At 59.9% G+C, this 12,784-nt stretch carries 16 protein-coding genes; 14 read left to right on the top strand and 2 right to left on the bottom strand.

The window, feature by feature from the left end; genetic code table 11:
• Positions 1 to 89: 89 nt before the first annotated feature.
• The 7 genes from AC1UK9_RS26495 (at position 90) to AC1UK9_RS26525 (ending at position 5,727) form a co-directional block, all read left to right on the top strand.
• Entirely contained in the window at positions 90 to 662 is a 573-nt protein-coding gene (locus AC1UK9_RS26495) for a YqgE/AlgH family protein (protein ID WP_482578785.1), read from the top strand.
• Positions 662 to 1,099, top strand: a complete 438-nt coding sequence (gene ruvX, locus AC1UK9_RS26500) for a Holliday junction resolvase RuvX (RefSeq protein ID WP_003229101.1) — start codon at positions 662 to 664, stop codon at positions 1,097 to 1,099. Before AC1UK9_RS26495 ends, ruvX begins: the two co-directional genes overlap by 1 nt.
• 80 nt (positions 1,100 to 1,179) lie before the next feature.
• Positions 1,180 to 1,686, top strand: coding sequence for a bifunctional pyr operon transcriptional regulator/uracil phosphoribosyltransferase PyrR (gene pyrR, locus AC1UK9_RS26505; RefSeq protein WP_025109149.1), 507 nt, complete (start codon positions 1,180 to 1,182; stop codon positions 1,684 to 1,686).
• 27 nt (positions 1,687 to 1,713) lie between these two features.
• Positions 1,714 to 2,718 (top strand): aspartate carbamoyltransferase catalytic subunit, encoded by a 1,005-nt coding sequence (locus tag AC1UK9_RS26510; RefSeq protein ID WP_025109148.1) that lies wholly within the window; start codon positions 1,714 to 1,716, stop codon positions 2,716 to 2,718.
• Entirely contained in the window at positions 2,715 to 3,986 is a 1,272-nt protein-coding gene (locus tag AC1UK9_RS26515) for a dihydroorotase (protein WP_025109147.1), read from the top strand. Before AC1UK9_RS26510 ends, AC1UK9_RS26515 begins: the two co-directional genes overlap by 4 nt.
• Before the next feature lie 309 nt (positions 3,987 to 4,295).
• The gene (locus tag AC1UK9_RS26520) at positions 4,296 to 5,282 is read left to right on the top strand and encodes a lipid II-degrading bacteriocin (protein ID WP_482578787.1); all 987 of its coding nucleotides are present in this window, start codon (positions 4,296 to 4,298) and stop codon (positions 5,280 to 5,282) included.
• 40 nt (positions 5,283 to 5,322) lie between these two features.
• Positions 5,323 to 5,727, top strand: a complete 405-nt coding sequence (locus AC1UK9_RS26525) for a hypothetical protein (protein ID WP_482578788.1) — start codon at positions 5,323 to 5,325, stop codon at positions 5,725 to 5,727.
• An 81-nt stretch (positions 5,728 to 5,808) separates the two neighbouring features.
• Here the strand turns inward: AC1UK9_RS26525 and AC1UK9_RS26530 are convergent, their stop codons facing one another.
• Positions 5,809 to 6,240 carry an NINE protein gene (locus AC1UK9_RS26530; RefSeq protein WP_025109144.1) on the bottom strand — a complete coding sequence of 144 codons (432 nt, stop codon included), beginning with the start codon at positions 6,238 to 6,240 and terminating at the stop codon, positions 5,809 to 5,811.
• A 250-nt stretch (positions 6,241 to 6,490) separates the two neighbouring features.
• Here AC1UK9_RS26530 and AC1UK9_RS26535 point away from each other — a divergent pair, with 250 nt between their 5' ends.
• Positions 6,491 to 7,117 (top strand): C40 family peptidase, encoded by a 627-nt coding sequence (locus tag AC1UK9_RS26535; RefSeq protein ID WP_003229112.1) that lies wholly within the window; start codon positions 6,491 to 6,493, stop codon positions 7,115 to 7,117.
• Positions 7,118 to 7,249: 132 nt separating this feature from the next.
• On the opposite strand, the gene AC1UK9_RS26540 is transcribed toward AC1UK9_RS26535, so the two are convergent.
• Complete coding sequence (locus AC1UK9_RS26540) at positions 7,250 to 8,284, bottom strand: type IV pilus twitching motility protein PilT (protein ID WP_025109143.1); 1,035 nt, start codon at positions 8,282 to 8,284, stop codon at positions 7,250 to 7,252.
• A gap of 56 nt (positions 8,285 to 8,340) precedes the next feature.
• On the opposite strand from AC1UK9_RS26540, the gene AC1UK9_RS26545 reads away from it, so the two are divergent.
• The 6 genes from AC1UK9_RS26545 (at position 8,341) to metW (ending at position 12,768) form a co-directional block, all read left to right on the top strand.
• The gene (locus AC1UK9_RS26545) at positions 8,341 to 9,027 is read left to right on the top strand and encodes a YggS family pyridoxal phosphate-dependent enzyme (RefSeq protein WP_482578789.1); all 687 of its coding nucleotides are present in this window, start codon (positions 8,341 to 8,343) and stop codon (positions 9,025 to 9,027) included.
• Positions 9,028 to 9,060: 33 nt separating this feature from the next.
• Positions 9,061 to 9,879 carry a pyrroline-5-carboxylate reductase gene (gene proC, locus AC1UK9_RS26550; RefSeq protein ID WP_482578790.1) on the top strand — a complete coding sequence of 273 codons (819 nt, stop codon included), beginning with the start codon at positions 9,061 to 9,063 and terminating at the stop codon, positions 9,877 to 9,879.
• A 10-nt stretch (positions 9,880 to 9,889) separates the two neighbouring features.
• Entirely contained in the window at positions 9,890 to 10,480 is a 591-nt protein-coding gene (locus AC1UK9_RS26555; RefSeq protein ID WP_025109140.1) for a YggT family protein, read from the top strand.
• A complete protein-coding gene (locus AC1UK9_RS26560; RefSeq protein ID WP_482578791.1) occupies positions 10,477 to 10,770 on the top strand; it encodes a DUF167 domain-containing protein in 294 nt (97 codons plus the stop codon). Before AC1UK9_RS26555 ends, AC1UK9_RS26560 begins: the two co-directional genes overlap by 4 nt.
• Positions 10,771 to 11,000: 230 nt before the next feature.
• Positions 11,001 to 12,140: a homoserine O-succinyltransferase MetX gene (metX, locus tag AC1UK9_RS26565; RefSeq protein ID WP_473013831.1), complete on the top strand. Its 1,140-nt coding sequence runs from the start codon at positions 11,001 to 11,003 to the stop codon at positions 12,138 to 12,140.
• Between the two features lie 7 nt (positions 12,141 to 12,147).
• Complete coding sequence (gene metW / locus AC1UK9_RS26570) at positions 12,148 to 12,768, top strand: methionine biosynthesis protein MetW (RefSeq protein ID WP_025109137.1); 621 nt, start codon at positions 12,148 to 12,150, stop codon at positions 12,766 to 12,768.
• Positions 12,769 to 12,784 lie beyond the last annotated feature (16 nt).

Consider the following 12,784-nt stretch of genomic DNA (forward strand, 5'->3'; position numbering starts at 1 on the left):
AACATCGCAAAGCCCGCCCCACATTTGATCCGCGTTGCTGCCTGATCCTCAGCTTGTCAGTTTGCCCCTACGACGCCACACTATCGCTCATGAAAAACGTCAGCCCCAGCTACCTCAAGCATCACTTCCTGATCGCCATGCCTCACATGGCCGACCCGAACTTTGCCCACACCTTGACCTACATCGTCGAGCACACGGTCAATGGCGCCATGGGGCTGGTGGTCAATCGACCGCAAGAGCTGAATCTGGCCGACATTCTCGAGCAACTGCGTCCGGACATCGATCCACCAGCGCTGTGCCAGCATGTGCCTATCTTCATCGGCGGCCCGGTGCAGACTGATCGCGGTTTCGTTCTGCACCCGGCGGGCAAGACCTTTCAGGCCACTGTCGAGCTGGACGGTGATCTGGCGCTGTCGACCTCGCAGGACGTGCTGTTCGCCATCGCCGACGGCGTGGGCCCGGCGAAAAGCGTGATCGCCCTCGGTTACGCCGGCTGGGAAGCCGGGCAACTGGAAGCGGAGCTCGCCGACAACGCCTGGCTGACCTGCCCGTACGACGCAGACATCCTGTTCAACACCAGCAGCGAACTGCGTCTGGAAGCGGCGGCACGGCATCTGGGGATCAACCTCAGCCTGCTGACCAGCCAGGCGGGGCACGCCTGATGGCCCTGCGCCTGATTCTCGGCTTCGACTACGGCACCAAACAGATCGGCGTCGCGGTCGGCCAGGTGATTACCGGCCAGGCCCGAGAGCTGTGCACCCTGAAAGCGCAGAACGGCGTTCCGGACTGGAATCAGGTCGAAGCCCTGTTCAAGGAATGGAAGCCCGACGCCGTGGTGGTCGGCCTGCCGCTGAACATGGACGGCACGCCCAGCGAAATGTGCCTGCGCGCCGAGAAGTTCGCCCGTCGCCTCAATGGCCGCTTCAATGTGCCGTTCTATACCCACGACGAACGCCTGACCACCTTTGAAGCCAAGGGTGAGCGACTGGTGCGCGGCGGACAGAAAGGCAGTTACCGCGACAACCCGGTGGACGCCATCGCCGCCGCCCTGCTGTTGCAGGGCTGGCTCGATGAAAACACTGCATTGTTTGAATCCTGACAAGCGCTTCGGCGCTTTTCTTTTGCGTTATAACCCAAGCCTTGTCCAAGGACCTGGCTCGGCCCCAAGAAGGAGCAACCATGAGCCTGCCAAATCCCGCCGATCTGATCAGCCAGATGGCGACCCGCCTCAAGGCGCACCTTGCCCAGCGTGATATCAGTGAACCGCGCTACATCGGCATCCGCACTGGCGGAATCTGGGTCGCGCAGGCCCTGCTCAAGGAGCTGGGCAGTGATGCGCCGCTGGGCACGCTGGATGTTTCCTTCTACCGCGACGACTTCAGCCAGAACGGCCTGCACCCGCAAGTGCGCCCGTCGGCCCTGCCCTTCGAGATCGAAGGCCAGCATCTGGTGCTGATCGACGACGTACTGATGAGCGGCCGCACCATCCGCGCCGCCATGAACGAACTGTTCGACTACGGCCGCCCGGCCAGCGTGACCCTGGTGTGCCTGCTGGACCTGGACGCTGGCGAACTGCCGATTCGCCCGAACGTGGTCGGCGCGACCCTGTCGCTCGCCCCGCACGAGCGGGTAAAGCTGTCCGGCCCTGAGCCGCTGACGCTCGAACTGCAAGACCTGAACCCTTAATCCGCCCTATTGAGAGTCCCCCTCGCGATGACGCCTCTAGACACCAAGCGCCCGCTGCAGCTCAATGATCAGGGCCAGCTGCGCCACTTCCTCTCGCTCGACGGCCTGCGCCGCGAGTTGCTGACGGAAATCCTCGACACTGCCGACTCGTTCCTCGAAGTCGGTGCCCGGGCGGTGAAGAAGGTCCCGTTGCTGCGCGGCAAGACCGTGTGCAACGTGTTCTTCGAGAACTCCACCCGCACCCGCACCACCTTCGAACTGGCGGCCCAGCGGCTGTCGGCGGACGTGATCACCCTCAACGTGTCGACCTCGTCGGCGAGTAAAGGTGAAACCCTGCTCGACACCCTGCGCAACCTTGAAGCGATGGCCGCCGACATGTTCGTCGTGCGCCACGGAGACTCCGGCGCTGCGCACTTCATCGCCGAGCATGTCTGTCCGCAAGTAGCGATCATCAACGGTGGCGACGGCCGTCATGCGCACCCGACCCAGGGCATGCTCGACATGCTGACCATCCGTCGGCACAAGGGCAGTTTCGAAAACCTCTCGGTAGCGATCGTCGGCGACATCCTGCACTCACGGGTGGCGCGCTCGAACATGCTCGCCCTGAAGACCCTCGGCTGCCAGGACATCCGCGTGATCGCGCCGAAAACCCTGCTGCCGATCGGCATCGAGCAGTACGGCGTCAAGGTCTACACCGACATGACCGAAGGCCTGAAGGACGTCGACGTGGTGATCATGCTGCGCCTGCAGCGTGAGCGCATGACCGGCGGCCTGCTGCCGAGCGAAGGCGAGTTCTACCGCCTGTTCGGCCTGACCACGGCGCGCCTGGCCGGGGCCAAGCCCGATTGCATCGTCATGCACCCGGGGCCGATCAACCGTGGCGTGGAGATCGAGTCGGCAGTGGCCGACGGCCCGCACTCGGTGATCCTCAATCAAGTCACCTACGGCATCGCAATCCGTATGGCCGTGCTGTCGATGGCCATGAGCGGGCAGACGGCGCAACGTCAATTCGAGCAGGAGAACGCCCAGTGAAGCTCAGCATTCTCGGCGCCCGCGTCATCGATCCAAGCAGCGGCCTGGATCAAGTCACCGATATCCACGTCGAAGCCTGCAAGATCGTCGCCCTCGGCGCCGCGCCGGCCGGTTTCAGCGCTGTCGAAACCATTGATGCCCAAGGCCTTGTGGCCGCCCCCGGGCTGGTCGACCTGAACGTCGCCCTGCGCGAGCCGGGCTACAGCCGCAAAGGCACCATCGCCAGCGAAACCCGCGCCGCAGCGGCCGGTGGCGTGACCAGCCTGTGCTGCCCACCGAAGACCAAACCGGTGCTCGACACCTCGGCGGTGGCCGAGCTGATCCTCGACCGCGCCCGCGAAGCCGGCAACACCAAGGTGTTCCCGATTGGCGCACTGAGCAAAGGCCTGGACGGCGAACAGCTTGCAGAGCTCGTTGCTTTGCGTGACGCCGGCTGTGTGGCATTCGGCAACGGTCTTGAGAGCTTCCGCAACACCCGCACCCTGTGCCGGGCGCTGGACTACGCGGCCACCTTCGACCTGACGGTGATTTTCAATTCACAGGATCACGATCTGGCCGATGGCGGTCTGGCCCACGAAGGCGCTGTCGCCAGCTTCCTCGGCTTGCCGGGCATCCCGGAAACCGCAGAAACCGTGGCCCTGGCCCGAGACCTGCTGCTGGTCGAGCAGACCGGCGTGCGCGCGCATTTCAGTCAACTGACCAGCGCTCGCGGTGTGGCCCTGATCGCCCAGGCCCAGGCCCGCGGCTTGAAGGTCACCGCGGATGTCGCGCTGTACCAGTTGATTCTGACCGATGAAGCGCTGATCGACTTCAGCAGCCTGTATCACGTGCAACCGCCGCTGCGCACCCGCGCTGACCGCGATGGTCTGCGTGAGGCGGTGAAGTCCGGAGTGGTGTCAGCGATCTCCAGCCATCACCAGCCGCACGAACGCGACGCCAAACTGGCCCCGTTCGGTGCGACCGAGCCGGGCATCAGTAGCGTCGAGCTGTTGCTGCCGCTGGCGATGACACTGGTCGAGGATGGTCTGCTGGATCTGCCGACCCTGCTCGCGCGCCTGAGCGCTGGCCCGGCGGATGCACTGCGCCTGCCGGCAGGCAAACTGGCGGTGGGCGGCGCGGCGGATATCGTGCTGTTCGATCCGAAAGCGTCCACCGTGGCCGGCGAAGGCTGGTTGTCGAAGGGCGAGAACTGCCCGTTCCTCGGTCACACCCTGCCGGGTGTGGTGCGTTACACGCTGGTGGATGGGCGAATCAGCCACCAGGCCTGAAGACAAGCGATAGCAGGCTGCAGTGGCCTGCTATCGCTTGATAGCGATAAACATCATTACTGGAAAAATTCCGCTTAATTTCATTGCTCGCAACACCCCTTTCCCTCGCGCCACTCCCACCGCTATCTTCACCAAGCGGCGTAGGAACCCGGCCACTCGCCATAAAGAAATCTCCGACGCTTTACAGCCCTGTAAAAACAGCTTCGACACAATCAGAAACAGCCTACAAAGTTCTCGTAGGTGACGTTTACACACAGCTATTAATATAAAACCGTCAGAAGGATAACCAACACCCACAAGGATGAGCATATGAAAAATGGACTTACGCTTCCCCCTATTGTCACCAGAGGCACAACAAGTAGTTCTGGCGGCTTTACAGTCGACTCGGGCTTCAAATGGGGAACCTACGCAACAGCAGACTGGCAGGGCGCAGGAGAGGCCATCATCACCAATGACGGTAAAACCTATTCACTGCCTCTGAGCAATGGCCCGGTAATAACCTCAGCAGAAATGGATATGTTCCATGCCTGGCTTGAAATGAAATCCGGAATCAAAGCCTTCACCTACGAACTGCAAATGGTGAGCAAGGCCATTAATAATGACGCCCTGAGTGGAATTCGTGATCTCTGGAGAATAACGGAAAGCGACAATTATTTACTAAGCAACTCCGCCATTATCAGCCACGGCTACTTCAAGAACAAAGTCATCAATTTCAGCCTGGCAGATTCATTTGCGGCGCAGCAAAAACTAAGCGCCATAGAAGCCCTCATCAAAGTCTCCGCGACTGCTCCCTACACTCTGAATTACGAAACACTCACAACCGAACTTTCCGGAGGCACCTTTAGCCCGATCAAAGCTTTCGCTCATTATCTTTGGGGAAAGGGTGAGAGGATGAGGGTGAACATCAACAATATTGGGCTGAATGTCAGCGCCAATGAATTGCCACTATTGGCAAGCTCTATCGCAAGCACTCGAGAAGCTGGAACTTATTACTTATCTGACCCGAAGATCCCTTACACGACTATTAATGACAGCAACGTCACCGGAGCTTATCTGGGAAGAATAACGTTAAAGATGGAGGGAAACTTTACCCGGGACAAAACAGGGTCTTGGGTTTTCGACGGCGTTATTCGAGCCTATACTTACACTTACGACTTTGATGCAAGCAACAGATCAACTGCCCTTGAGTTATTAACGACAGCAGGTAGAGTATTTTCCGGAACACATTATGAGATCGATATTTTCGGCGACCATAAAATAAGGCTGAGCGGAACAGGATTTCACCCTGCTCCATGAGCATCAGTATTCCCACAGACATCTGCACAATGGAGAGCGAATGAACAGAGCCTGCAAACTGTTAATTTATATATACCCTATCGTTCTCGCACTGACATCTGGCGCAGGGGTACTCATACTCATAAAAAACCTCAGAGCAGAAATATATGATGTAAATCAGGACTCAATCGGCCTTCCCATTGGTGCAACGCTGATTATTTTCCTGACACTGACACTCACGCACCTGCTGCAGATTCTCTTATTACGCTGGGCCTACACCCACTCGTTCGCAGGTCTGTTACTGAAAATGTCAGCCTATTTGATTGCAACAGTATCGCTGGTAATTTTGGTTGACAGGATTGTCTACTGGTTCGAACCCAATCACGCCATCATTGCAATACTTTATGGTGTCACGGCCATTACGTTTGTCGTTTTCCAAATGCAAACCTTCGCGCAATTGAAATAGCACAAATGCAAGACCGGGTGTCGAGGGGGCTTGCCTGCCAGCGTGCGAACTGGCGTCGGCGGTCTGCCCCCTCGCTATCACTTACTGGAAGGCGCCTCTGTTCTGCGCGTTACGCACCGAGACCTGATCATTCAGCGTCCAGAAGTCATACAGCACTCCGACAAAGAACAAACCGCCCGTCAGCAGGTACAGCAAACCGCTGATCCACTTGCCCTGGTACATCCGGTGCACGCCGAACACCCCCAGAAACGTCAGTAGAATCCACGCCACGTTGTATTCGATCGGCCCTGCGGTAAAACGCAGATCGGCCTCGCGATCCATCGCCGGGATCAGGAACACGTCGATCAGCCAGCCGATACCCAGCAGACCGAAGGTGAAAAACCAGATCGTCCCGGTGACGGGCTTGCCGTAATAAAAACGGTGAGCACCGGTAAAGCCGAAAATCCACAGCAGATAACCGATCACTTTGCTGTGCGTATCCTGGGGTTGAGCAACCTGCTGATAGCGGTTCATGAATGGCCTCTTTTGCGTCGATAGATAAATTTTTTCTGCATCTCTGTGACTTTTTTGTGTCGAGCCGACAAGTGGTTCGTGGGCGTTACACCTTGCTCAAAGCCTTGCAGGGCTTGGGTTCTGTCCGACAATTGCGCCAGATTGCCGCTTGTTGGGCGAAATTGACCCCCGGGTTGAATCGACCAACGGCCTCGGAAGGGACAAAAAAGCTGTTATAAAGTTGCGCGCAAACCTTTAAGAGCCACGCCTAATGCGACCATTTTTCAAGACATGGCTAACCATCTGCCTATTAATGCCACTGGCCGCCCACGCCACCAATCGTGAGCAACGTCTTCCCAACGTTAACGGTTTCACCCCTAAATCCCATGCTTCGGCTCCTTCGAGCAAAAGCAGCAAACAAACGAAACACACCACGCTCGCCAGCAAGAATCACGGCAAGCTGGTTCCGCCGATGGCCAACAAGGAAAGCAGCAACGTCCTGAGCCGTGCGGTCAATGTCCTCGGTACTCCTTATCGTTGGGGCGGCAGCAGCCCAAGTAAAGGCTTCGACTGCAGCGGGCTGGTGAAATATGCGTTCAACGACGCCACGTTCGACCTGCCACGCACCTCCAACGCCATGGCCAGCGGTCATGGCGAGAAAGTCGAGCGCAAGGATCTGAAACCGGGCGACCTGATTTTCTTCAACATCAAGAGCCGTCGGGTCAACCACGTTGCCATCTACCTGGGCAACGACCGCTTCATCCACGCACCGCGCCGTGGCAAAGCGGTGAGCATCGACACGCTGAACAAGCCGTACTGGGAACAGCATTACGTGGTTGCCAAGCGTGTGCTGCCCAAAGAGCCTGCCGGCAAGCAGATGCGTGTGGTTCAGCGCTGAGCTGACTGATCCGCAGCCTGTATCGCAACGACTGACGCCTTCGCGAGCAGGCTCGCTCCCACATGGAAATGCATTCCAATGTGGGAGCGGGCCTGCTCGCGAAGAGGCCGGTGAAAGCACCGCAAGCCTCCTTCAGAAATTATCCGGCGTACGCGCCTTCTCCCGCGCATGCTCGCGGCTGATCAAGCCCTTGGTCACCAGCTCCTTCAGGCACATGTCGAGTGTCTGCATCCCCAACGCCCCACCGGTCTGAATCGCCGAATACATCTGCGCCACCTTGTCCTCGCGGATCAGGTTACGGATCGCCGACGTTCCCAGCATGATCTCGTGCGCCGCCACCCGTCCGCCGCCGATCTTCTTGATCAACGTCTGCGAGACCACTGCCAGCAGCGATTCCGACAGCATCGAACGCACCATCGACTTCTCGTCCCCCGGGAACACATCCACCACCCGGTCGATGGTTTTCGCCGCCGAGGTGGTGTGCAGCGTGCCGAACACCAGATGGCCGGTTTCGGCGGCGGTCAGGGCCAGGCGAATGGTTTCCAGGTCGCGCATCTCGCCCACCAGAATCACGTCCGGGTCTTCGCGCAACGCCGAACGCAGGGCGGTGGCGAAGCTGCGAGTGTCGCGGTGCACCTCGCGCTGGTTGATCAGGCATTTGCGCGATTCGTGGACGAACTCGATCGGGTCTTCGATGGTGAGGATGTGGTGATGGCGATGGGTGTTGAGGTAATCGATCATCGCCGCCAGCGTGGTCGATTTGCCGGAGCCGGTCGGCCCGGTCACCAGCACCAGCCCGCGCGGCGCATCAGTGATCTTGCGAAACACGTCGCCCATGCCGAGGTCTTCCATGCTCAGCACTTTCGACGGAATGGTGCGAAACACCGCGCCGGCGCCCCGGTTCTGGTTGAAGGCATTGACCCGAAAGCGCGCCACACCGGGGACTTCGAACGAAAAATCCGTTTCCAGGTGTTTCTCGAAGTCGACCCGCTGGGTGTCGTTCATGATGTCGTAGATCAATTCATGCACTTGCTTGTGATCCAGCGCCGGCAGATTGATCCGCCGCACATCACCATCGACGCGGATCATCGGCGGCAGACCGGCCGACAGATGCAGGTCGGAAGCGCCCTGTTTGGCGCTGAACGCCAGCAGTTCAGTGATATCCATAGCGTCCCTCAATTCCAGTAGAATGCCGCGAACCTTCAGACCGCCGGCGCCTCTTGATGTCCACGATAGCAGACAACATCCTTCAGGTTAGTTCGCGCATCCAGGCCGCCACCGCCGCTGCCGGGCGCGCTGAAAACAGCGTTCAGTTGCTCGCCGTGAGCAAGACCAAGCCCGCCGGGGACCTACGTGAAGCCCACGCCGCCGGCCTGCGTGATTTCGGCGAGAACTATCTGCAGGAAGCCCTGGGCAAACAGCTCGAGCTGGCCGACCTGCCCTTGATCTGGCACTTCATCGGCCCCATTCAATCGAACAAGACTCGCGCCATTGCCGAGAATTTCGACTGGGTGCACTCCGTGGATCGCCTGAAAATTGCCCAACGCCTGTCCGAACAGCGCCCGGCCGACCTGCCGCCGCTGAACATCTGCATTCAGGTCAATGTCAGCGGCGAAGCCAGCAAATCCGGCTGCACCCCGGCCGATCTGCCGGCGTTGGCCGAGGCCATCAGCGCCCTGCCGCGCCTGAAGTTGCGCGGGTTGATGGCGATTCCCGAGCCGACCGAAGATCGCGCCGAACAGGACGCCGCGTTTGCTGCCGTGCAACGCCTGCAGGCCAGTCTGAATCTGCCGCTCGACACACTTTCCATGGGCATGAGCCACGACCTCGAGTCGGCCATCGCCCAAGGCGCCACCTGGGTGCGGATCGGTACCGCCCTGTTTGGTGCCCGCGACTACGGCCAGCCATGAAATGGCTGACAAATCTCTGAATAAGGACCTGACATGAGCAACACACGTATTGCCTTTATCGGTGCCGGCAACATGGCCGCCAGTCTGATCGGCGGCCTGCGCGCCAAGGGTCTGCAAGCCAGTCACATCCGCGCCAGCGATCCGGGTGAAGAGACGCGCAATCGCGTCAGCGCCGAACACGGCATCGAAACCTTTGCCGATAACGCTCAGGCCATCGATGGCGTCGACGTGATCGTGCTGGCGGTCAAGCCACAGGCGATGAAAGCCGTGTGTGAAGCTCTCCGCCCGAGCCTGAAACCACAGCAGTTGGTGGTCTCGATCGCTGCTGGCATCACTTGCGCGAGCATGACCGCGTGGCTCGGCGAGCAGCCAATCGTGCGCTGCATGCCCAACACCCCGGCGCTGCTGCGTCAGGGCGTCAGCGGCCTGTACGCCACCAGCGAAGTGACCGCCGAGCAGCGTCAGCAGGCCGAAGAACTGCTGTCCGCCGTGGGCATCGCCCTGTGGCTGAACGAAGAGCAACAACTGGACGCGGTAACCGCCGTCTCCGGCTCCGGCCCGGCGTACTTCTTCCTGCTGATCGAAGCGATGACCGCCGCCGGCGTCAAACTCGGCCTGCCGCAGGAAGTCGCTGAGCAACTGACTCTGCAGACGGCGCTGGGCGCCGCGCACATGGCAGTCTCCAATGACGTCGACGCTGCCGAATTGCGTCGCCGCGTGACCTCGCCAAATGGCACCACGGAAGCTGCAATCAAATCGTTCCAGGCCGGCGGCTTCGAAGCCCTGGTGGAAAAAGCACTCGGCGCCGCCGCGCACCGCTCGGCCGAAATGGCCGAACAACTGGGCAAATAAGGAGCCTTACATGATTGGATTGAACACCGCAGCGGTTTACGTGCTGCAAACCCTTGGCAGCCTGTACCTGTTGATCGTGCTGCTGCGCTTCGTCCTGCAACTGGTGCGGGCGAACTTCTACAACCCGTTGTGCCAGTTCGTGGTCAAGGCCACCCAGCCGCTGCTCAAGCCTCTGCGTCGGGTTATCCCTAGCGTATTCGGCCTCGACATGTCGTCGCTGGTCCTGGCGATTCTGGTGCAACTGGCCCTGATGGCCCTGACCCTGCTGCTGACCTACGGCACCACCGGCAACCCGCTGCAGCTGTTCATCTGGTCGATCATCGGCGTGACCGCGCTGTTCCTGAAGATTTTCTTCTTCGCCCTGATCATCAGTGTGATCCTGTCGTGGGTCGCCCCGGGCAGTCACAACCCGGGCGCTGAACTGGTGAACCAGATCTGCGAACCGGCGCTGGCACCGTTCCGCAAGATCCTGCCGAACCTCGGCGGTCTGGACCTGTCGCCGATCTTCGCCTTCCTCGCGCTGAAGTTGATCGACATGCTGGTGATCAACAATCTGGCGGCGATGACGATGATGCCGGAAATCCTGCGCCTGCTGATGTGAGCTGGTTTCGCTGGGACGGGGACGACCTGATCCTCGAATGTCATCTGCAACCGGCAGCCCGCAGCGATGATTTCTGCGGGCTGCACGGTGATCGCTTGAAGATTCGCCTCACCGCGCCGCCGGTCGAGGGCAAGGCCAATGCTTATCTGATGGGCTTTCTGGCCAAGGCTTTCGGGGTCTCGAAGAGCCAGGTCAGTTTGCTCAGCGGTGAGTTGAACCGGCAGAAACGGGTGAAGATTTGCTCGCCGAAGAAGTTGCCGGATTTGCCTGATCTGATGCGACCAATCTGATGTACCGAGTCGCCCCATTCGCGAGCAAGCCCGCTCCCACAGGGGAATGCATTCCAGGGATCTGACTTCTAAATGCCCTCCCACAGGGGATCGCATTCCCCTGTGGGAGCGAGCCTGCTCGCGAATGGCTGCACCTCGGTCCAGAGCGAACACATCAGGGCCCGATCGTTGCTTGCCGCTAACCCCACCGGTCTTTAGACTTACGCCTCATTTCAACGAGAGCAGGGTCGATGCCAGCTGCCTTTCCCCCCGATTCTGTTGGTCTGGTGACGCCGCAAACGGCGCACTTCAGTGAACCCCTGGCATTGGCCTGTGGACGTTCGCTGCCGGCCTATGACCTGATCTACGAAACCTACGGCACGCTGAACGCGCAGGCGAGCAACGCCGTGCTGATCTGCCACGCCTTGTCCGGGCATCACCATGCCGCCGGCTATCACAGCGTCGACGACCGCAAGCCCGGTTGGTGGGACAGCTGTATCGGCCCGGGCAAGCCGATCGATACCAACAAGTTCTTCGTGGTCAGTCTCAACAACCTCGGCGGCTGCAACGGCTCCACCGGGCCGAGCAGTATCAATCCGGACACCGGCAAGCCGTTCGGCGCCGACTTCCCGGTGCTCACCGTGGAAGACTGGGTGCACAGCCAGGCGCGTCTGGCTGACCTGCTTGGCATCCGTCAGTTCGCGGCAGTGATCGGCGGCAGCCTCGGCGGCATGCAGGCCCTGCAGTGGACCATCACCTACCCGGATCGCGTGCGTCACTGTCTGGCCATCGCCTCGGCGCCAAAACTGTCGGCGCAGAACATCGCCTTCAACGAAGTGGCGCGTCAGGCCATCCTCACCGACCCCGAGTTCCACGGTGGTTCGTTCCAGGAACAAGGCGTGATCCCCAAGCGCGGGCTGATGCTGGCGCGAATGGTCGGGCACATCACGTACCTGTCCGACGACTCGATGGGCGAGAAATTCGGCCGTGGCCTGAAGAGCGAGAAGCTCAACTACGACTTCCACAGCGTCGAGTTCCAGGTCGAAAGCTACCTGCGTTATCAGGGCGAAGAGTTCTCCGGCCGTTTCGATGCCAACACCTATCTGTTGATGACCAAGGCACTGGACTACTTCGATCCGGCGGCGAACTTCGACGATAACCTGGCGAAAACCTTCGAGAACGCCACGGCCAAATTCTGTGTGATGTCGTTCACCACTGACTGGCGCTTCTCCCCGGCCCGCTCGCGGGAGCTGGTAGACGCGTTGATGGCGGCGCGCAAAGACGTCAGCTATCTGGAGATCGACGCACCACAGGGCCACGACGCCTTCCTGATTCCGATCCCGCGTTATTTGCAGGCGTTCGGCAATTACATGAACCGAATCACGTTGTGAGAAAGCCATGAGAGCTGATCTGGAAATCATCCAGGAATGGATCCCCGCCGGCAGCCGCGTCCTCGACCTCGGTTGCGGTGACGGCGAACTGCTGACCTGGCTGCGCGACCACAAGCAGGTCACCGGTTATGGCCTGGAAAACGACGCGGACAACATCGCCGAGTGTGTGGCCAAGGGCATCAACGTCATCGAGCAGGACTTGGACAAGGGCCTGGGCAACTTCGCCAGCAATAGCTTCGACATCGTGGTCATGACCCAGGCTCTGCAGGCCGTGCATTACCCGGACAAGATCCTCGACGAAATGCTCCGGGTCGGTCGCCAGTGCATCATCACTTTCCCCAACTTCGGCCACTGGCGCTGCCGCTGGTACCTGGCGAGCAAGGGCCGCATGCCGGTGTCCGAGTTCTTGCCGTACACCTGGTACAACACGCCGAACATCCACTTCTGCACCTTCGAAGACTTTGAAGAACTTTGTCGCGAACGTGATGCGAAGGTCATTGATCGGCTTGCCGTGGATCAACAGCACCGTCACGGGTGGGCCAGTAAGCTATGGCCTAATCTGTTAGGTGAGATAGGTATCTACCGCGTCAGCAGCCCGGTGCTTGCAGATCATCGGGTCGCGGTCTGAACCACGACATTTCGAG

This window comes from Pseudomonas sp. AK-TSAG1-1 (genome assembly GCF_056821665.1).